This is a genomic window from Brevundimonas alba (assembly GCF_011927945.1).
Lineage (GTDB): Bacteria > Pseudomonadota > Alphaproteobacteria > Caulobacterales > Caulobacteraceae > Brevundimonas > Brevundimonas alba.
Map to the genome: position 1 here is coordinate 1,676,746 of NZ_JAATJM010000001.1, position 16,450 is coordinate 1,693,195.

Consider the following 16,450-nt stretch of genomic DNA (forward strand, 5'->3'; position numbering starts at 1 on the left):
TCCCGCGTCGCCGTGCAACAGGCTTGCCCGAGGCGGGCCATCGCCTCAAGGTCTGGGGATGGGAAAGAAGTCGGACGCCTACGAAGCGGAACTGGAACGGCTGCAGATCCTGCTGGTCGAGACCCAGGCCTGGACTATCGACGAGGGCAAGAAGACCCTGATCGTGTTCGAGGGGCGGGACAGCGCCGGCAAGGACGGGGCGATCAAGCGGATCACCGAATTCGCCTCGCCGCGGCAGACGCGGGTCGTGGCCCTGCCCAAGCCGACGGAGCGGGAGGCGAGCCAGTGGTATTTCCAGCGCTACGTGCCCCACCTGCCGTCGGGCGGCGAGACGGTGATCTTCAACCGCTCCTGGTACAACCGCGGCGGGGTGGAGCCGGTGATGGGCTTCTGTACCGCGGAGCAGCACGAGCAGTTCCTGAGGGACGCGCCCCGGTTCGAGCAGCTGCTGGCCGGTGGTGGGGTGACGATCATCAAGCTGTGGCTCGACATCTCGAAGAAGGAACAGGCGAAGCGGCTGGAGGAGCGGGTCGAGGACCCTTTGAAGCGGTTCAAGGTGTCCTCGCTCGACGCCGAGGCCCAGACCCGCTGGGACGCCTACACCGCCGCCCGGGACGAGATGCTGGCCGAGACGGACCATAAGGCCGCGCCGTGGACCGTGGTGGCGACGGACGACAAGAAGACCGCCCGGCTGAACATCATCCGCCATATCCTGCGCACCATCGGCGGCCCCGGCGGGCGGGCTGACAGGCCGGACGCGGAGGTAGTGTTCGGGGCGGCGAAGTCCCGGGAACGTCTGTTCCGCTGATCAGACGCCGAGTTCGGCCCGCAGCTGTTCCGGTGTGACGCCGTCCGCCCTGAGCTGGGCGAGGGTGACCGAGTTGTCCCGCTTGGCGAAGCGGCGGCCGTCGGGGCCGGTCAGCAGGCGGTGGTGGCGATAGACCGGCGTGGGCCAGCCCATCAGCGTCTGGATCAGCACCTGGATGTGCGTCGCCTCGAACAAGTCCTCCCCTCGGACGACGTGGGTGACGCCCTGCAGCGCGTCGTCGTGGGTGACGGCCACGTGGTAGGCGGTCCCGGCGTCCTTGCGGGCCAGAACGACGTCGCCCGCCGTCTCCGGCCGGGCCTGTACCAGCCCCGTCTCACCGTTCGGACCGCGGCCTTCCTCGCGGAAGGCGAGGGCGTTCCACGCGGTTTCGCCCAAGGTCTCGCGGGCGCGGTCGAGCGACATCCGCCAGGCGAAGGGGCGGCCCTCGGCCAGCAGTCGCGCCTCTTCGTCCGCCGGATGAGGACCGGGGCGGGCCGCATCGGCGGGGCCGTGCGGCGCATCTCCGATGGCGTCGAGGATTTCCTTGCGGGTGCGAAAGCAGCGGTAGAGCAGGCCCCGGCCGTCCAGCGCCTCGACCACGGCGGCGTAGTCGGCGAGGTGCTCCGACTGGCGACGCACCGGCTCCTCCCAGTCCAGACCCAGCCAGCTCAGGTCCTCGAGGATCGCCGCATCGAACTCCGGCCGGCATCGGGTCGGGTCGATGTCCTCGATGCGCAGGATGAAGCGGCCGCCTGCGTCCTGCGCCGCCCGCCACGCCGTCAGGGCCGAGAAGGCGTGGCCCTTGTGCAGGCGGCCGGTCGGGGAGGGGGCGAAGCGGGTGGCGAACATCGACGCAGGATAGCGGGAAGCGGACGCGATCACAGCCGCCGTGCTTGTGGCCGCCGGGGCCGTCGCTAGGGTCGGCGCATGCAGACACCCTACTGGCAGGACGACATCGAGGCGGCGCGGCGGTCGATTGTGGCGCTGGATCCGGCGTTGGCCCGCGCCCATGAACGGACCCCGGCCTTCGTGTGGCGGCGTCGCGTCGGCGGCTACGAGGGTCTGTTCCACATGATCGTCGACCAGCAGGTCTCGCTGGCCTCGGCCGCCGCGATCTGGGCGCGGGTCGAGGCGGGGCTGGGCGGAGAGGTGACGCCGGGACGGGTGTTGGCCACGGACATCGAGACGCTGCGCGGCTTCGGCCTGTCGATCCAGAAGGCCACCTACGGCCACGAGATCGCGCGGGCGCACGTCGAGGGCCGCATCGACTTCGACCATCTGGAGCGGCTGTCGGACGAGGAGGCCGTCGCCCGGCTGACGGCCATCAAGGGCGTTGGCAAATGGACGGCCGAGACTTTTCTGATGTTCTGCGAGGGACGGCGCGATGTCTTCCCGGCGGGCGACATCGCCCTGCAGGAGGCGATGCGCTGGGCCGACGGGGCGGCGCTGCGGCCTCGAGAGAAGGAGGCCTATGCCCGCGCCGAAATCTGGCGCCCGCACCGCAGCGTTGCGGCGCATCTGCTGTGGGGGTGGTATGGAGCGGTGAAGCGCGGCGAGGTCGCGCTGGAGGACCCCGCAGCTTGACCCCAATCGTCGATCCCGCCCTCGCCACTCCGGAGACCGTGCTCGGTGCGCTGGACTTCGCCGGGGTGGCGGTGTTCGCGGCCACCGGCGCGCTGGCGGCCGCGCGGGAGAGGCACGACCTCGTCACCTTCGCCTTCTTCGGGGCCATCACCGGCGTGGGCGGCGGCACCCTGCGCGACCTGCTGATCGGTGCGCCGGTCTTCTGGGTCGGGGACTGGAGATACATCGCGGTCTGCGTCGCGGCGTCGGTGGCGGTATGGATGGTCGGGGCCCGGCCGTGGCGGTTCCGCGCCCTGCTGTGGCTCGATGCCGTAGGGTTGGCGGCCTATGGCGTGTTCGGCGCCGCCAAGGCCGAGCTGTTCGGGGTCGCGCCGCTGATCTGCGTGGTCATGGGCGCGCTGACGGCCTGCTTCGGCGGGATCGTGCGCGACCTGCTGGCCGGGCAGCCGTCGATCCTGCTGCGCCGCGAGATCACGGTGTCCGCCGCCCTGCTGGCGGCCAGCGTCTATGTCATCGCCCGCGCGCTGGGGCTGGACGCCTGGCCGGCCGCCTTCCTCGCCTCCGGACTGGGGTTCGCGCTGAGGGCCGGAGCGCTCGTCTGGGGCTGGAGTCTGCCCGCCTTCCCGGGAGCCGGGACGCGGGGCTGAGCGTTACCGAACCGTCGTCCGGCCGTCATCGCCAAGCTGTCGAATCAGGCGTAGGATTCGGACATAGCTAGGGAAGGAGACGTGTCTTCAGTCCGGTCGCGTCCATAAACCTCGTTCCGGTGGCGAGGGCCTGATGCAGGTCCTGAGCCGCCCCCCGTCAGGCTGGCCCGCGCTGGTGCTGAACGCCGACTTCCGCCCGCTGTCCTACTACCCGCTGTCGATCTGGCCGTGGGAAGAGGTGGTCAAGGCGGTGTACCAGGACCGCGTCGACGTGGTCTCGACCTATGACAAGGTCGTCCGCAGCCCCTCGATGGAAATCGTCCTGCCCAGCGTGATCGCGCTGAAGAACTACGTCGATCAGGACCGGCAGCCCGCCTTCACCCGCTTCAACGTCTTCCTGCGCGACGGCTTCGCCTGCCAGTACTGCAATGCGACGACCGAGCTGACCTTCGACCATGTGATCCCGCGCAGTCGGGGCGGACGCACGACGTGGGAGAACATCGTCGCCGCCTGCAGCCCCTGCAATCTGAAGAAGGGCGGCCGGACCCCGCAGCAGGCGGGCATGCCCATGCGCCGCGCCCCTCACCGCCCCAGCGCCTGGCAGTTGCAGGAATTCGGCCGCCGCTTCCCGCCCCACTACCTGCACCAGAGCTGGCTCGACTACCTCTACTGGGACATCGAGCTGGAGCCGTAGGAACGCCGGCCTCGTTTGAGGCTTGTCCTCGGGGGCTCCAGTTTCTAACGAGCAGCGATGAAAATCCGCGTTCGCGCCGACCTCGTCTATCGCTTCGATCCGCCGACGGACGCCATTTACAAGATTCAGGTGGCGCACTGGCCCGGGCAGACCATTCTCGAGGAGCGGCTGAACGCCGTCCCGGCGGTCGACTTCATCGAAGACCAGGACGAGGAGTTCGGGGCCCGCACCCTGCGCGCCCACCTGACCGGCGAAGTTGCCCTCACCTATGAGGCGCTGGTCGACAACGGCACCTTGAAAGGCCTGCCGCCCGTCACCGTCCAGCACGACTGGAACGACCTGCCGGCCGAGGTGCTGACCTATCTGTGGCCCAGCCGATACTGCCCCTCGGACCAGTTCGGCCGCTTCGTCGAGCGCACCTTCGGCGGAACCGTCGGCGGCGACCGGGTGCTGAAGATCCTCGAATGGATCAAGGCCGAGATCGACTACGAGCCGGGCGCCTCGGACAGCGAGACCACCGCCGCCCGCACCTTCATCGACCGCGCCGGGGTGTGCCGCGATTTCACCCACATGGGCATCACCCTGTGCCGGGCGTCCGGTATCCCGGCCCGCGCCGTCAGCGCCTATGCCCACCAGCTGACGCCGCCGGACTTCCACGCCATCTTCGAGGTCTGGCTGTCGAACGGCTGGTGGCTGGTCGATCCGACGGGGCTGGCGCCGGTGGAGGGGCTGGTCCGCATCGCCTGCGGCCGCGACGCCGCCGACATCGCCTTCCTGACGACGCAGGGGCGTTGCGAACTGGTCCGGCAATCGGTGACGGCCGTAGCGGTCTAGTCGTCGGCCGCCGCTGCCGCCGCCGCCGTCTTCCACGCCTCGATATGCTCCAGACGGCGCAGCACCTTGTTGTCCGGGTCGATCCGCACATGCGCGCTGACGGGGGCCGTCACGGAGCCGCGGCCATCGTTCATTGGCAGGGTCTGGCGGCGACCATCGATCTCGACCTCCACAGGCATCGGGAAGACGCCGCCGTCGCCGGTCACCCATTCGAACGACAGCCGGTCGCCTTCGCGCGTCTGGCGCAGGTCGGGCAGGGCGGCCTGATACAGGTAGCCGCGGAAGAACCAGGACAGGTCGCGGCCGGCCTCCTCGTTGACAATGGTGCGGAACTCCTCGGTCGTGCCGAAGCGCGGCTGGAGGCTGCCGGGCCGCGGTGTCGCCGTGCCGTAGACCAGCCGGGTCACCGAGCGGAAGAAGGCCTCGTCGCCGATCAGCATCCGCAGCGAATGGGCGATCAGCGAGCCCTTGGAATAGATGTCGTTCCCCGGCCCGATGTCCCCGTTGTAGACCTGATCCTCGGTCTTCTCCGACCCGGAGACGACCGGGAACTTGTTGGCCAGGCCCTTGCGCTGGTTGACCAGCGAAGCCTGCATCCAGCCTTCGCCGTTGAGCCAGCGGTCATAGAGCGGCTGCATATAGCTGCCCAGTCCTTCGTGCAGCCACATGTCGTCGGCGTTGCGGTTGGTCAGCTGGTTGCCGAACCATTCGTGGCTGAGCTCGTGGTGCAGCAGCCAGTCGAAGCCGCGGCCGTCCAGCTTGTACTCGTTGCCGTAGGCGTTGATCGTCTGGTGCTCCATGCCGAGGTGGGGCGTCTCGACCACGCCCATCTTCTCGTCCGCGAAGGGGTAGGGGCCGACGGTCGCCTCGTAGAAATCCATCATCGGCGAGAACTGGGCGAACAGGGCGTCGACCTTCGCCGGATCATCGCTGTCCAGATGCCAGTAGGTCATCGGGAAGGTGTTGCCGAACCGGCTGCGGTATTCGGTCGTCCGTTCGGCGTAGGGGCCGATGTTCAGGGCGATGGCGTAGGTGTTGGGGTGCGCCGCCGACCAGTTCCAGGTCGTCCAGCCGTCGCCGTGATCCTGCTTGCCGAGGAAGCGTCCGTTCGACGGCGCCGACAGATCCGACGGCACGGTGATGTGCAGATCGACCCGGCCCGGCTCGGCCAGCGGATGGTCGATGCAGGGCCAGAACAGATCGCAGCCCTCGCCCTGCACGGCGGTGGCGATCCACGGCTTCCCGTCCGGCGTCGTCGCCCACTGGAAGCCGCCGTCCCACGGCGAGTTCGGCGCCACACGGGGCTGGCCGGCGTAGGCGATGCGCAGCTGCGCCGTCTGACCGGGCTGGAGTGTGCGGCCGAGCTCGACCGTCATCCGCCCTTCCGGATTGGCCCATTGGCCTGCGGGGACGGCGACACCGTCCACAGCGACTTCGGACACCGTCAGCAGGGTGTCCAGCTCAACGACCAGCCGCTCGATGGGGGCCGTGGCGGTGAAGTCGAGCACGGCGACCGCGTCGATGGCCTTGTCGTCCGGGATCACCTTGATCGACAGATCGGCCCTGTCGAACGTGACGGCGAGTTGCTCCGGCGCGCGGGGCTGGTCGGTGTTCAGGGTGAACTCGGTGGACTCGCGCACGGGCGCCGCCGGCTCCTGCGCCAGCGCCGCGGTCGCGCCCAGAGCGGCGGCCAGAGCCAGCAGTGACGCCCGGCTGATAGCGCGGCCCATCACTGCGACGCCCGCTGACGGTCGCGCTGCGCCCGCTCATAGGCTTGCAGCGCGTCGACGGCGTCGAGCTGGCGCAGCACCTTGTTCTCCGGGTCGATGCGGACGATGGCTCCGGGCGGCGTGTCGATCGAGCCGCGGCCGTCGCGCATGTCCAGCTCCCGCACGCGCCCGTTGACCTCGACTTCCAGCGGCATCGGGAAGACCCCGGCGGGGGTCTGCCATTCGAGGTTCAGCCGGTCGCCGTCGCGGCTCTGCTGCAGGACGGGCAGCGAGGCCTCGTACAGATAGGCGTTGAAAAACCAGTCGTAGTTCCGGCCGGTCACCTCATTGACGATGCGGTTGTACTCCGGCGTCGAGCGCGTCACGGGCCGGAAATTACCCGGCGCGGGATCCGGACGGCCGTAGACCAGAATGCGAAGCGCTTCGAAGAAGTCCCGGTCGCCCATGGTCATGCGCAGGGTGTGGGCGATCAGCGAGCCCTTGGAATAGATGTCCCCGCCGGGCCCGGTCGGCCTGTTGTAGACGTCGTCCACGGTCTGGGCCCGTCGCGACACCACCGGGGCCCGGTTGATCAGCCCGTCGCGCTGGTCGGCCAGTTCGCGCTGCATGTAGCGGTCGCCGCGAAGCCACCCGGCGAAGAGCGGCTGCATATAGCTGCCCAGCCCCTCGTGCAGCCACATGTCGTCGGCGTTCCAGTTGGTCAGCTGGTTGGCGAACCACTCGTGTGAGAATTCGTGCTGCAGCAGCTCGTCGTAGCCCCGCTCCTCGATCGCATAGCCGTTGCCGTAGGCGTTCAGCGTCTGGTGCTCCATGCCCAGATACGGCGTCTCGACCACCCCCATCTTCTCGCCGCCGAACGGGAAGGGTCCGACATAGGCCTCGAAGAAATCCAGCATCTGCGGGAATTCGGCGAACAGCCGCTGCACGTCCTCGGGCTTGTCCGACTTCAGGTGCCAGTAGTGCATCGGGATGACGTTGCCGAAGCGGCTGCGGTACTCGCCCGAGACCTCCTCAAATGGCCCGACGTTGACGTTCACGGCGTAGATGTTGGGATCCCCGATGGTCCAGTTCCACGTCGTGGTGCCGTCGCCGTTGTCGGTCTTGCCCTGGAAGACGCCGTTGCCGGGCGCGACCAGGTTGGAGGGCGCGGTCAGGTGCAGGTCGACCCGGCCCGGCTCGGCGTTGGAGTTGTCGATGCAGGGGAAGATCAGGTCGCAGCCGTCCAGCTGGACGGCCGTGCCGATCCAGGGCTCGCCGCCGGGAGCGGTCGCCCAGACCCAGCCGCCGTTCCAGGGCGCCCGCCGCGCCGTATGCGGGTGGCCGCCGTAGGCGATGCGAAGGGCCGTCGTCTCGCCGGCCGCCAAGGGGCGGGGCAGCTGGATGGTCATGCGGCCTTCCGGATTGCTCCAGCGGTCGCGGGGGATGGTCTGGCCGTCGACCTGAACGTCCGAGACGTCGAACAGGGCGTCCAGTTCGACCACCAGCGCCTCAACCGGCGACAGGACGGTGAAGTCCAGCACGGTGACCCCGCGCATGGCCTTGTCCTCGGGCAGGACGGTGATCGACACATCGGCCTTGTCGAAGCGGACGGCCTCCTGCTCGGGCGTGCGCGGCTGGTCGGTCTCGAGGGTGAAGGCCGAGGCCTGCGGGCCGCCGGCGGCGTTACGGTCCTGGGCCACGGCGGCGGTCGCCATAAGCGCCAGCACGCTGGTCATCGCCACGGCACGTCCAAACGTTCTCAGCATCGCCAAGCCCCATCCTGTTGACCGGCGGGACGGTAGGCGATGAGTCCGCCCCGACAAATGAACTCCCTGTAATCTTAGCCGTCGAAACCGTGCGCCTTACGCTGCGCCTTGGTGGCTCGGCGCGCCCACGCCTTGTCGATCTGCTCGCGCAGGCGGCTGTCGTCAGCGGCGGCAAACCGCACCAGCACCGCCGGCCAGCCCTCGAAATGCGGGGTCTGGAAATAGGTCTGCGGCTCGGTCTCCATCAGGAAGGCCACCGTGCCGTGGTCGAGCGCCAGCGCCAGCGCGCCGGCCTCCCGACTGTCGTTGACGATCCAGTGGCCGCGCACCCGCACGCAGCGCCCGCCATGCAAGGTCGAATCCTCGGCGCCGGGCCGGGTCAGGGCATAGGCGAACATCTCGTCGCGCGTCATGGGACCAGCCTGCCCCCGTCGCGCGCAAAGAAAAAGGGCCGGTGTTTCCACCGGCCCTTCAGAACTTTGTGCGGCAGTCGCCGATCAGGCGGCGGCTTGCTCGGCCAGCTTGGCCTTGACCTGGCGCTTGATGCGCTGGGCGGCGACCGACAGCTGCTCGTCGCGGGCCTTGACGATGAACGGGTCCAGGCCGCCCTTGAAGTCGAGGGTGCGCAGCGCGGCGTTCGAGATGCGCAGCGAGAAGGTCTGGCCGAGGGCCTCCGAAGCGACCTTGACCGTCTTCAGCGACGGCAGGAACCGGCGCTTGGTCTTGATGTTCGAGTGGCTCACGCTGTGGCCGACCATCGGGCCGATACCGGTGAGTTCGCAACGACGCGACATCTGACTATCCTTCGGAGCGGTCCACGATACGAAGCGGACGCATGAAACAGGTGCGCGCGGGAGGTCATCCCGCGCGAGAGGGGGGCGTATAGAGGAGGAGTCGCCGCGCCGTCAAGACTTGCAGCCGCATCGAAGCCGTTCAGCCGCCGTTCAAATCCCGCCATATATCGGCATTAGTCATGAGACCGATGTTCAAACCCGGAACCGCCATGAAGCCGTCCGTCCTCGCCCGTGTCGCCGCCACCGCCGCGCCCGTCATCGCCGGCGCCCTGTTCCTCGCCGCGCCCGCCGCGCCGCAGGCGGCCATGTCGCCCCAGTCCAGCGCCGACACCGTCCTGCCGGGCTACTGGCAGTACACCACCAGCGCTGTCGGCGTGCGCGACACCGAAACCAAATGCGTCCGCCCCAGCGAGATCAACCGCTTCTTCGGCGGCCTGTCGACGCGTCGCTGGCAGTGTACCTATCCGGTGCGCCAGGTCGGCAACGGCAACGCCCGCTTCGAAGGCGTCTGCACCGACCACAAGGGCCGGCGGGTCAACATCCGCCTGAACGGCACCTACCAGCAGGAGAGCTTCTCCTTCCGCGGCGGGGCCCAACTGGCGCGAGGCACGCCTTACCTGCCGGCCTCGATCACGGCTCGCCGCCTCGCCGCCCAGTGCCCGGCCAACGCCGAGTATTTCTGAGGGCTCGGGCGGCGTTCAGGCCGGGTTCACCGCCGGTAGCCTCTTTGGCGGAACGTCCCGGGTCGTGAGTGCATTCAACCGACAGTTCGTCGGGGGCTGAGTTCGGCCCGACCGCTTTAGTCTGGTCTGGCCCATTTTTTCCGCGTCCCCTGATTTCCGGATTCCCGGCGACCTGCCTTCCGCCTCGCTGAGGCCCCGGGCGAAGGCGATGCGGCGCGCCTTCGCCACGCCGCCCCCGCGACGGCGGCTGCTGTACGTCCCGGTCCACGCCAAATTCGTCATCGCCCTGAGCCTGGCCATCGCCTGGACCGGGTTCAGCGTCTGGATGTCCCAGCGGTGGCTCGCCGACCTGGCGGAGATCGTCACCCCGGCGGGGGCCCTGATCATCATCGGCTTCATCGCCTATGTGCCCGGGTTCATGAACGCCTTCCTCGTGGCGACCATCCTGATCGACCGAAGGCCGATCCACCGGCCGCCGATCGCCTATCCGCCCGTCAGCATTCTGGTCGCCTGCTATAATGAAGCGCTCAACATCGGCGACACCCTGACCAGTCTGGCGCTTCAGGATTATCCCGGTCCGTTCGAGGTCATCATCCTCAACGACGGCTCGACGGACGACACCCTGATGGCGACGGCGCGCATGATCGGCGCGTTGCAGGCGCGGACGCACGGCACGCTCAGACTGGTGAATTTCGCGGCGAATGCGGGCAAGTCCGCCGTGCTGAACCGGGGGCTCGGGATCGCGGCGCACGACCTCATCGTCACCGTCGACGGCGATTGCTGGCTACGTCAGGACGCCCTGACCCGGATCGTCGAACGGAAGCTGTCGGACCCCAGGGGGACCGAGGCCGTCGCCGGCTCCGTCCTCGTCCGCAACTCCCGCCGTAACCTGCTTACGGCGGCGCAGGAGTGGGACTATTTCCACGGGATCGCGGCCGTGAAGCGCATGCAGAGCATGTTCCACGGCACCCTTGTGGCGCAGGGCGCGTTCTCGCTCTACACGCGCCGCGCGCTGCTCAGCGTCGGTGGTTGGCCCCCCTGCGTCGGCGAGGACATCGTAATCACCTGGGCGTTTCTCAAAGCCGGATACCGGGTCGGTTACGCCGAGGACGCCCTCGTCTTCACCAACGTCCCGCATGAGTTCCGGCAGTTCGCCAACCAGAGGCGGCGGTGGTCGCGGGGTCTGATCGAGGCGTTCGCGGCCCACTGGCCCATGCTGTTCAAGTGGCGGCTCTCGACCCTGTTCATCTGGTGGAATCTGCTCTTCCTGCCACTCGACCTTGTCTACACCTTTGCCTTCATTCCCGGTCTCGTGCTGGCCCTGTTCGGCATCTACTGGATCGCCGGGCCGCTGACGCTGGCCGTGCTGCCGCTGGCGGCGCTGTGGAACTGGTTCATCTTCCGGGTGCAGCGAAAGATGTTCCGGGCGCAGGGCCTGCGCGTCCGACGCAATCCGGTCGGCTTCCTCTTCTACGTCTTCGCCTACAGCCTGCTGATGCAGCCCGTGTGCGTGGCGGGGTATTTCGCCGAGGTCGCCGGGCTTCGCAAAACATGGGGCACGAAATGATCAGCGCCGCCCGCTGTATTATCACCGCCGCCGCTCTCGCGGGCGCATCCGCCGCCGTGGCGGAAGAGCGGCCCTACTATGAAGACGTCTCGACCGGGCAGCGGCCGCTGAACCCTGGGGTCGGCGCGGATGTCTTCTATTCGTCGGACGCCGATGAATCCGAGACGCTGAAGCTCGGCCTCAACCTCGACTGGGACTGGCAGGGGCCGGACAGCTATCAGGGCGTCCGGATCGAAACGGCCCGTTTCACCCCGCTCGGCACGGAAGGGCTCGAGGAGGAGCGGATCTATTACCGGTTCGCCCGCAAGGGTTCGACCTGGTCGTCCGCGGGGATGATCGGCACCAATGGCGAGACCCTGATCGGCTCTGTCAGCGTCTATAACGACAGCCCCCGGCGGCAGGAGTATTTCGTCGAGCGCGACCGGCTCGAGACGCCGCAGGGTCTGGCCGCAGACGCCTACACCACCCTCGCCGGCGCCGCGCTGGACGTACCGCTCGATGACTTCAACAGCCTGACCTTCCTGGCAGGGCTGCAGGACTTCGGCGGCGATAATCTCCGGACGCACCTGCGGGCCCGGTACGTCCATGTGGTGAAACCGGAGTGGGGTCTGAGCGCCCAGCTGCGGACCCGCTATTTCCAGAACAGCGAGCCGGCGGAGGGCGACTACTTCTCTCCTCGCTGGTACGTCGAGCTTCTGCCGACGGTTCAGGTCCAGCGCTTCCACGACGGCTGGCGGTATCAGGTCGCCGTGGGCCTGGGCGCGCAGCGGGACGCCGACACCGACTGGCGCGCCGCCCGCTTTTTCGAGGCCTCGGTGACCAGCCCGAAGATCAATCGCGAATGGTATGTGAAGGCGTCGGTCGTTCACAGCAACACGCCCGGCGCGAGCGGCTACGCCTACGACTACAGCCAGCTGAACATCGCCCTGACCCGCGGCTTCTGACCGCGCGCCGGTCGCGGAGCGCGCGCAAAGCAAAAGGCCCGGGATCGCTCCCGGGCCTTCAGTCTATTCAGCGTCGTCGGCCTTTCAGGCGGCTTCGGCTTCTTCCGCGGCCTCGGCGGCGGCGATGACGGCCTTCTTGGCGCTCAGCGACTTGCCGAGCAGCTCGACGGCGGCGTCCTTGTCGATGCGGTTGGCCGCGGCGACTTCGCGGGCCATGCGGTCCAGCGCCGATTCATAGAGCTGCCGCTCCGAATAGGACTGTTCCGGCTGGCTGTCGGCGCGGTGCAGGTCGCGGACCACTTCAGCGATCGAGATCAGGTCGCCGGAGTTGATCTTGGCTTCGTATTCCTGCGCGCGGCGCGACCACATGGTGCGCTTGATGCGGGCGCGGCCCTTGAGGGTGGTCAGGGCCTTCGACACGACGTCGTCGGCGGCCAGCGAACGCAGGCCGGCGGTCTTGGCCTTCTTGGTCGGCACCCGCAGGGTCATCTTCTCGTGGTCGAAGGTCACGACGTAGACCTCCAGCGACATGCCCGCGACTTCCTGGGTCTCGACCGCCGCCACCTTGCCGACGCCGTGCGCCGGATAGACGACAGCGTCGCCAACCTTGAATTCCAGACCAGTCTTGTTCGTCATGTCATTCCTTTCCCGGCGCGGAGGGCGGGCGAGACGAAAAACGCAAAGACGGAGACGCATCGGCCGGCGGCGGAAAGCCGTCGGAGCGAGATGTCAGTCGTCGAAACGGAAACGGATCACCAAACCTCTGGCCGATCCCGTCTTCGTGGACGGGATTCTGTCGCAAACGCGGGCGGCGCGAAGAAATCGCAGACCGCCCGACCCAATGACAGTAACCTATCACAAATCTGCGGAATTTCAAAACGTCCACAGCGTCAGTACGCGGAACGCTGTAAAACCTCTCCGGATTGTGAATGCGTCCGGCCCGGTCAGGCGAACGCCGATCAGGAACCCTTGCCCGGCGCGGGCGAGAAGTATTTCTCGAACTTGCCGGTTTCGCGCTCGAACTGTTCGGCGTCGGAGGGCGGCGCGCCCTTGACCGTGATGTTCGGCCAGACCTTGGCGTATTCGGCGTTGACCATCAGCCACTTGCCGTCGGGCTCGTCCTCGGTGTCGGGCTTGATGGCGTCGACCGGGCACTCCGGCTCGCAGACGCCGCAGTCGATGCATTCGTCCGGCGCGATGACGAGGAAGTTCTCGCCCTCATAGAAGCAGTCGACGGGGCAGACCTCGACGCAGTCCATGAACTTACATTTCACGCAGGCGTCGGTGACGATGTAGGTCATTGAGCGGAAGGCGTTCGCGGTTGAGGGGGACGGGCTGCGCAGATGACCCCGGCGGCGGGCGGTGTCAACCGGGACCCGCGTCGCGCGCGGCGTACAGGGCTCGCGCCTCCTCCGCCGGACCCCGCCTTTCGCCCAGCGCCTCGACCGTCAGATCGACCAGCCGGCCGCCGAGGGCGAACACCAGACCGTCGCCGACGTGGACGCTGCGGCTGGGCTTGTCGAGCCGGGTCTGCACGCCGTTGTGGGTCAGCCGCACGGCCCCCCGCTCGACCATGGCGGCGGCAAGAGACCGGCTCTTCGCGAACCGCGCCCGCCACAGCCAGACATCGATACGGCAGCTGGTTTCGTTCACGCAGACTTCCTGCGCGGACGCGACCGTTTGCGGCGGGCAGGCGCGGGCGACGGCGCGGTCAAGGCCGACAGAGCGGCGAACGGCGAGTCCGTGGGCGGCTTGGGCGCGCGGTTGGGCCGGTCCGGCTGCTGGGCCCGGGTGGATTTCAGCGCACTGGCCAGCGCCTTCGCCTGTTCGAGGGTCAGGCCCAGCTCGGCAAGGTCGGTTTCGTTGAGCACGCCCTTGTTGCGCGCCTTCCGCTCGGCGAGCGATTCCAGCAGTTCCACGCTCGCGGCGACCCGGCCGACCGCGCGCAGCCCGAAGGCGGACAACAGTCGGGGGGAGGGCGCGGCCTCCGGCAGCGGGGTCAGCGGTCCGGCGCCAAGCCGGAACGGCTCGCTCGCGACAAAGGCCTGCGCCACCGCCGCCCCCCGGCCCTTCATCAGCGCCGGCAGCCAGACGGAGTGGGCGCCCAGCCGCACGCCGAAGGTCTTCAGCGTTCGCCGTTCGACCTGACTCAGCGCCGCGAGATCACGCTCGACATCGCGACGGTCGAGCACGCCGCCCGCCTCGACCAGCCGATAGGCGATGCCGCGCGGCAGGCCCTTCAGCGTCCCGTTCTCGACCGCCGTCTTCAGCCGCCGCAGTGCCCGCAGCGCGCGTCCCGCCTCGGACGCCAGCCAAGCCTCCAGCCGCCGCTGCGCCCGCTCCCGCGAGGCGACGGAGCCGAGTTCGCCCAGCAGCCGCACCCGCGGCGCGAACCAGTCGCCGCCGACGACCTGTCCGGCCTGGGCCCCACGCCACAGCACCGCTCCGTCGGGCGTGACCGAGAAGGCTTCGTCCGCATCCGCCGCCAGCCGGCCCAGCCGTCGCGCGATCTCCGGCGTGACCGCCTGCCGCGCGGCGTGCCGCAGCGCGCGGTCTTCCAGCGCGCTCGAGCCCTTGTCGATCTGGAAGTCGACACCGTTCAGCCGCCCGACCGCATGGCCCTCGACCACCACCGCGCCCTCGGCGTCGACATCGGCGACGGCGTCCTCGCGCACGTTCAGCGCCCGCATCAGGGCGGTAGTGCGCCGGTCGACGAAACGCGCGGTCAGCCGCTCGTGCAGCACGTCGGACAGCCGTTCCTCCAGCGCCTTGGTGCGGTCGCGCCAGCCTTGCGCCTGATCCAGCCAGTCGGGGCGGTTGGCGATATAGCTCAGCGTCCGCACCCCGCTGAGCCGCGCCGACAGCTGGTCGATCTGGCCGTCGTCGCGGTCGAGGTCGGCGAAGCGCGGGGCGATCCAGTCAGCCGTCAGCCGCCCGCGCCTGCCCGTCAGCGCCTCGAAGATTTCCTTCGCCAGCCGCGAATGCTCGTCCAGCGTGGTCTTCTGGAAGTCCGGCAGCTGGCAAGCCTCCCACAGCCGCATGATCGCCCCGCGCGACCGGCCGATCCGCGCCACCTCTTCGTCCTTGATCAGCCGCCGCAGCAGGGTCTCGTCCAGCGCCGGCTGCGTCAGGTTCAGCCCGCGCACGCCCGGCGAAACCGTCAGCGAGCGCAGCAGGTCTGGCAGGGTGTCGAAGTCCAGCCGGGCGTTGCGCCACTCCGCGGCCTCGACGGGATCGAAGCGGTGCTCGACCACCTGTTCGACCAGATCGGGGTCCAGCTCGATCGCCTCGCCCGTGACGCCGAAAGTGCCGTCGCGCAGATGCCGCCCGGCCCGTCCGGCGATCTGGCCGATCTCGTGCGCGTGCAGCCAGCGCGTGCGCCGCCCGTCGAACTTCCTCAGGCCGGCGAAGGCGACGTGGTCGACCTCCATATTCAGCCCCATGCCGATCGCGTCCGTGGCCACGAGGAAGTCGACCTCGCCGGACTGGAACAGCTCCACCTGGGCGTTGCGGGTGCGGGGGCTGAGCGAGCCCATGACGACCGCTGCGCCGCCGCGCTGACGCCGGATCAGCTCGGCGATGGCGTAGACCTGCTCGGTGCTGAAGGCGACGATGGCGCTGCGCCGGGGCAGGCGGGTCAGCTTCTTCGAGCCCGCATAGCTCAGCGTCGACAGCCGCTCGCGCTGAACGATCTCCACGTCAGGAACCAGCGACCGGATCAGCGGCGCCATGGTTCCGGCGCCCAGGAACATGGTCTCGAACCGGCCCCGGGCGTGCAGCAGCCGCTGGGTGAAGACGTGGCCCCGCTCCGGATCGGCGACCAGCTGGATCTCGTCCACCGCCAGGAACTCGACCTGCCGCTCCATCGGCATGGCCTCGACGGTGCAGACGAAATAATGGGCCCGCGGCGGGACGATCTTCTCCTCGCCAGTGACCAGGGCCACCGCCGCGGCCCCGCGCCGCTTGACGATCCGGTCGTAGATTTCGCGCGCCAGCAGTCTGAGCGGCAGGCCGATCATGCCCGAGGCATGGCCCAGCATCCGCTCGACCGCCAGATGGGTCTTGCCGGTATTGGTGGGCCCCAGCACCGCGACGACGCGCGAGGGGGCCATGCCGGTGGCGCGGTCGCTCATGATACGGAAAAGGTGGCTGTTCCACGCCGGTTCCTCAAGCGTCGCGGCGCCGATTTCCGGTGCAGGTAAACGGCGGGGCGGGTTCGGGCGGAACAGGGGCGAAACGAATCAGGACCGAATCACCGACACGGCCCGATTCGGGATTTGTTCTCCACAAGATATTGTATCTTAAGAGCGATTAACCACAACAGCAGAGGTGAGGAAGCGGTGGATGGAACGCACGCCACGGACCGGGCCGTCGATTTCGGCTTTCCGCCCGCTTCCCCCGCGCCGCATGAGCCGCTAGG

The 16,450-nt window shown here is 68.6% G+C and carries 17 protein-coding genes; 8 read left to right on the forward strand and 9 right to left on the reverse strand.

What is annotated here, in order from left to right; translation table 11 throughout:
• The first annotated feature begins 58 nt into the window (after positions 1–58).
• Complete coding sequence (ppk2, locus tag GGQ87_RS08155) at positions 59–808, forward strand: polyphosphate kinase 2 (protein ID WP_168046410.1); 750 nt, start codon at positions 59–61, stop codon at positions 806–808.
• On the opposite strand, the gene gluQRS is transcribed toward ppk2, so the two are convergent.
• Positions 809–1,657 (reverse strand): tRNA glutamyl-Q(34) synthetase GluQRS, encoded by an 849-nt coding sequence (gene gluQRS, locus GGQ87_RS08160; protein ID WP_168046412.1) that lies wholly within the window; start codon positions 1,655–1,657, stop codon positions 809–811. It abuts the gene before it with no gap.
• A 78-nt stretch (positions 1,658–1,735) separates the two neighbouring features.
• Here gluQRS and GGQ87_RS08165 point away from each other — a divergent pair, with 78 nt between their 5' ends.
• The 4 genes from GGQ87_RS08165 to GGQ87_RS08180 all read left to right on the forward strand — a co-directional run bounded on the left by GGQ87_RS08165 (position 1,736) and on the right by GGQ87_RS08180 (position 4,567).
• Positions 1,736–2,392 carry a DNA-3-methyladenine glycosylase family protein gene (locus tag GGQ87_RS08165; RefSeq protein WP_168046414.1) on the forward strand — a complete coding sequence of 219 codons (657 nt, stop codon included), beginning with the start codon at positions 1,736–1,738 and terminating at the stop codon, positions 2,390–2,392.
• Positions 2,389–3,039 (forward strand): trimeric intracellular cation channel family protein, encoded by a 651-nt coding sequence (locus tag GGQ87_RS08170; protein WP_168046416.1) that lies wholly within the window; start codon positions 2,389–2,391, stop codon positions 3,037–3,039. The genes GGQ87_RS08165 and GGQ87_RS08170 overlap by 4 nt, the downstream gene beginning before the upstream one ends.
• 133 nt (positions 3,040–3,172) lie before the next feature.
• The gene (locus tag GGQ87_RS08175) at positions 3,173–3,733 is read left to right on the forward strand and encodes an HNH endonuclease (RefSeq protein ID WP_168046418.1); all 561 of its coding nucleotides are present in this window, start codon (positions 3,173–3,175) and stop codon (positions 3,731–3,733) included.
• Positions 3,734–3,790: 57 nt separating this feature from the next.
• Complete coding sequence (locus GGQ87_RS08180; RefSeq protein ID WP_168046420.1) at positions 3,791–4,567, forward strand: transglutaminase-like domain-containing protein; 777 nt, start codon at positions 3,791–3,793, stop codon at positions 4,565–4,567.
• Here the strand turns inward: GGQ87_RS08180 and GGQ87_RS08185 are convergent.
• From GGQ87_RS08185 to rpmB, 4 genes are all read right to left on the reverse strand, one after another.
• A complete protein-coding gene (locus GGQ87_RS08185; protein WP_168046422.1) occupies positions 4,564–6,297 on the reverse strand; it encodes a M1 family metallopeptidase in 1,734 nt (577 codons plus the stop codon). The genes GGQ87_RS08180 and GGQ87_RS08185 overlap by 4 nt on opposite strands.
• The gene (locus GGQ87_RS08190) at positions 6,297–8,012 is read right to left on the reverse strand and encodes a M1 family metallopeptidase (protein WP_245161541.1); all 1,716 of its coding nucleotides are present in this window, start codon (positions 8,010–8,012) and stop codon (positions 6,297–6,299) included. Before GGQ87_RS08190 ends, GGQ87_RS08185 begins: the two co-directional genes overlap by 1 nt.
• A 104-nt stretch (positions 8,013–8,116) precedes the next feature.
• Positions 8,117–8,455: an MmcQ/YjbR family DNA-binding protein gene (locus GGQ87_RS08195; RefSeq protein ID WP_168046426.1), complete on the reverse strand. Its 339-nt coding sequence runs from the start codon at positions 8,453–8,455 to the stop codon at positions 8,117–8,119.
• Between the two features lie 84 nt (positions 8,456–8,539).
• The gene (rpmB, locus tag GGQ87_RS08200) at positions 8,540–8,836 is read right to left on the reverse strand and encodes a 50S ribosomal protein L28 (RefSeq protein ID WP_168046428.1); all 297 of its coding nucleotides are present in this window, start codon (positions 8,834–8,836) and stop codon (positions 8,540–8,542) included.
• Between the two features lie 188 nt (positions 8,837–9,024).
• Here rpmB and GGQ87_RS08205 point away from each other — a divergent pair, with 188 nt between their 5' ends.
• The 3 genes from GGQ87_RS08205 to GGQ87_RS08215 all read left to right on the forward strand — a co-directional run bounded on the left by GGQ87_RS08205 (position 9,025) and on the right by GGQ87_RS08215 (position 12,030).
• Positions 9,025–9,519, forward strand: a complete 495-nt coding sequence (locus tag GGQ87_RS08205; protein ID WP_245161437.1) for a DUF3617 domain-containing protein — start codon at positions 9,025–9,027, stop codon at positions 9,517–9,519.
• 208 nt (positions 9,520–9,727) lie between these two features.
• Positions 9,728–11,086: a glycosyltransferase family 2 protein gene (locus GGQ87_RS08210; RefSeq protein WP_245161438.1), complete on the forward strand. Its 1,359-nt coding sequence runs from the start codon at positions 9,728–9,730 to the stop codon at positions 11,084–11,086.
• Positions 11,083–12,030 (forward strand): hypothetical protein, encoded by a 948-nt coding sequence (locus GGQ87_RS08215; protein WP_168046432.1) that lies wholly within the window; start codon positions 11,083–11,085, stop codon positions 12,028–12,030. The genes GGQ87_RS08210 and GGQ87_RS08215 overlap by 4 nt, the downstream gene beginning before the upstream one ends.
• Before the next feature lie 84 nt (positions 12,031–12,114).
• Here the strand turns inward: GGQ87_RS08215 and GGQ87_RS08220 are convergent, their stop codons facing one another.
• From GGQ87_RS08220 to GGQ87_RS08235, 4 genes are all read right to left on the reverse strand, one after another.
• Positions 12,115–12,666 carry a CarD family transcriptional regulator gene (locus GGQ87_RS08220; RefSeq protein ID WP_168046434.1) on the reverse strand — a complete coding sequence of 184 codons (552 nt, stop codon included), beginning with the start codon at positions 12,664–12,666 and terminating at the stop codon, positions 12,115–12,117.
• 323 nt (positions 12,667–12,989) lie between these two features.
• Entirely contained in the window at positions 12,990–13,331 is a 342-nt protein-coding gene (fdxA, locus tag GGQ87_RS08225) for a ferredoxin FdxA (protein WP_168046436.1), read from the reverse strand.
• Between the two features lie 64 nt (positions 13,332–13,395).
• On the reverse strand, positions 13,396–13,683 hold the full coding sequence (locus tag GGQ87_RS08230; protein ID WP_168046438.1) for a S4 domain-containing protein: 288 nt from the start codon (positions 13,681–13,683) through the stop codon (positions 13,396–13,398).
• Positions 13,680–16,163, reverse strand: a complete 2,484-nt coding sequence (locus tag GGQ87_RS08235) for a helicase-related protein (protein WP_168046440.1) — start codon at positions 16,161–16,163, stop codon at positions 13,680–13,682. Before GGQ87_RS08235 ends, GGQ87_RS08230 begins: the two co-directional genes overlap by 4 nt.
• Between the last annotated feature and the right edge of the window lie 287 nt (positions 16,164–16,450).

Excerpts from the sequence above, each read along its gene's own strand:
- ppk2 (WP_168046410.1), top strand. The coding sequence starts at position 59 with ATGGGAAAGAAGTCGGACGCCTACGAAGCGGAACTGGAACGGCTGCAG.
- gluQRS (WP_168046412.1), bottom strand. The coding sequence starts at position 1,657 with ATGTTCGCCACCCGCTTCGCCCCCTCCCCGACCGGCCGCCTGCACAAG.
- GGQ87_RS08165 (WP_168046414.1), top strand. The coding sequence starts at position 1,736 with ATGCAGACACCCTACTGGCAGGACGACATCGAGGCGGCGCGGCGGTCG.
- GGQ87_RS08175 (WP_168046418.1), top strand. The coding sequence starts at position 3,173 with ATGCAGGTCCTGAGCCGCCCCCCGTCAGGCTGGCCCGCGCTGGTGCTG.
- GGQ87_RS08180 (WP_168046420.1), top strand. The coding sequence starts at position 3,791 with ATGAAAATCCGCGTTCGCGCCGACCTCGTCTATCGCTTCGATCCGCCG.
- GGQ87_RS08185 (WP_168046422.1), bottom strand. The coding sequence starts at position 6,297 with ATGGGCCGCGCTATCAGCCGGGCGTCACTGCTGGCTCTGGCCGCCGCT.
- GGQ87_RS08190 (WP_245161541.1), bottom strand. The coding sequence starts at position 8,012 with ATGACCAGCGTGCTGGCGCTTATGGCGACCGCCGCCGTGGCCCAGGAC.
- GGQ87_RS08195 (WP_168046426.1), bottom strand. The coding sequence starts at position 8,455 with ATGACGCGCGACGAGATGTTCGCCTATGCCCTGACCCGGCCCGGCGCC.
- rpmB (WP_168046428.1), bottom strand. The coding sequence starts at position 8,836 with ATGTCGCGTCGTTGCGAACTCACCGGTATCGGCCCGATGGTCGGCCAC.
- GGQ87_RS08205 (WP_245161437.1), top strand. The coding sequence starts at position 9,025 with ATGTTCAAACCCGGAACCGCCATGAAGCCGTCCGTCCTCGCCCGTGTC.
- GGQ87_RS08210 (WP_245161438.1), top strand. The coding sequence starts at position 9,728 with ATGCGGCGCGCCTTCGCCACGCCGCCCCCGCGACGGCGGCTGCTGTAC.
- GGQ87_RS08215 (WP_168046432.1), top strand. The coding sequence starts at position 11,083 with ATGATCAGCGCCGCCCGCTGTATTATCACCGCCGCCGCTCTCGCGGGC.
- GGQ87_RS08220 (WP_168046434.1), bottom strand. The coding sequence starts at position 12,666 with ATGACGAACAAGACTGGTCTGGAATTCAAGGTTGGCGACGCTGTCGTC.
- fdxA (WP_168046436.1), bottom strand. The coding sequence starts at position 13,331 with ATGACCTACATCGTCACCGACGCCTGCGTGAAATGTAAGTTCATGGAC.
- GGQ87_RS08235 (WP_168046440.1), bottom strand. The coding sequence starts at position 16,163 with ATGAGCGACCGCGCCACCGGCATGGCCCCCTCGCGCGTCGTCGCGGTG.